Source organism: Parabacteroides distasonis (genome assembly GCF_004793765.1).
Taxonomy (GTDB): domain Bacteria; phylum Bacteroidota; class Bacteroidia; order Bacteroidales; family Tannerellaceae; genus Parabacteroides; species Parabacteroides distasonis_A.
On sequence record NZ_SRYM01000118.1, the window covers coordinates 1 to 1,502 of the forward strand.

General features: G+C 31.4%; 2 protein-coding genes. Both read left to right on the top strand.

What is annotated here, in order from left to right:
• The first annotated feature begins 379 nt into the window (after positions 1-379).
• Complete coding sequence (locus tag E5342_RS18940) at positions 380-622, top strand: hypothetical protein (protein ID WP_121773765.1); 243 nt, start codon at positions 380-382, stop codon at positions 620-622.
• 6 nt (positions 623-628) lie between these two features.
• Positions 629-1,093 carry a hypothetical protein gene (locus E5342_RS18945; RefSeq protein WP_135960074.1) on the top strand — a complete coding sequence of 155 codons (465 nt, stop codon included), beginning with the start codon at positions 629-631 and terminating at the stop codon, positions 1,091-1,093.
• The last annotated feature ends 409 nt before the right edge of the window (positions 1,094-1,502 follow it).

Sequence of the window (1,502 nt, forward strand, 5' to 3'; positions counted from 1 at the left end):
GATAAGTAAAGATTTTTCATTCTCTTACTTGGTTGATGTATAAACACTTTTCGTACCTTTGTGGCAATTCTACAAGTTCATGGCGTTGAACCTCTGTGGAAGGACATAATTAACGAAAGGTGTTATTGATATTATCTTCTATTATCAAATCTCGCAAATTTGAATATAGCATGAAGGTGATAGCAATAGCACCCGCATCATTGATGTGTACAACTATCTGTGAGGATGGTTTATATACCTATTGGTGTGGGTCGCTGTTGCTTTATCCATGCTATAGGTATGCGAGAACCTGATAATAGGATAAAGTAAATAGTGTTCCCACACCTTTTTTATTATTTAACTTTCCGTAGGGGACAAGGAAAAGCTAATTTATTTGAGTATGAATTACACAATTCAATTCAGGTACAATGGTAAAGAACATATTTTATATCGTTCTTTTGACAGGGAATACAAGGTTAGTGATTCTCCTATCATTCTTAACGATTTGTCTTATTCACAGGCTGTTGATTTTTTGAAAACAGAAGGGTTATGGCTGGATGATAAATCTATTGAAATGCTTCGGCTTTATAAAAAGGGAGATGAGCTTCTTTTTGATCTGAATGAGTTTAACAATCAAAAGTAATCGGTTATGAAAACAAGCAGATTTTTTACAGCTATTTTAGCGTTGGTTTTGTGTGTGAACTTCATTTCTTGTGGTGATGATGACGAACGTGTTGAATCTAATACGACTGATTATGTTAGTGATATACTACCAATTGAAACAGGGGTTTTCTATTTTGATGGACTTGGTAATTATACCAATTATGGAGAAGAATGCTGGTTTAATATTGAAAATCAAGGGAAGATATCAGTTATTGAAGAAGGTGAAGACATAAATGTAATTTTTGAGTATAGTGATGAAGGAGATACTGATACTTATCGAAAAGGTGTTAAGCAAGGAAATGAAATAGAATGGTATGGAAATAATGGATATGCGCCTAATTATCGTGATATACAATTCTTGTTTTATTTTGCTTTAACAACCAATGGAAAGAAAGCTCTTGTTAAACATTCCTATGGGACTCAGAATAAGGATTTTTATTATCTTAAATGATTATAAATGTATTCTGAGATAACCAATCTATATTTAGATAATAAGTGAAACATTGAAGAATAATCTATCTAAAAGCGTTTTACTTTTTTATTAGATAAAGAAAAATATCCATTAAATATTGTGCAAAAAAATGAAAATAAATAGATTTTTTACAGCCATTATTTCAGTGGCTTTGTGTGTAAACTTCGTTTCTTGTGGTGACGATGATGATAATAATATCATTGATCCAGAGAATGCCGTTAAGAGATTGATCTCTATTAGTTACAAGGATCAATAGGGAACAGGTTTATTCAATATTGAATATTCAGGCGAACAAGTTTCTAAAATAACAGATACATATAAAAGTTCAGGCTATACATTGATGTCCCATTAAAATCGGAAAGAGTACTTTGAAATTGTTGAAATTTAG

Bases quoted from the DNA above. Each gene is read 5' to 3' on its own strand.
- E5342_RS18945 (WP_135960074.1), top strand. From the start codon at position 629: ATGAAAACAAGCAGATTTTTTACAGCTATTTTAGCGTTGGTTTTGTGT.
- E5342_RS18940 (WP_121773765.1), top strand. From the start codon at position 380: ATGAATTACACAATTCAATTCAGGTACAATGGTAAAGAACATATTTTA.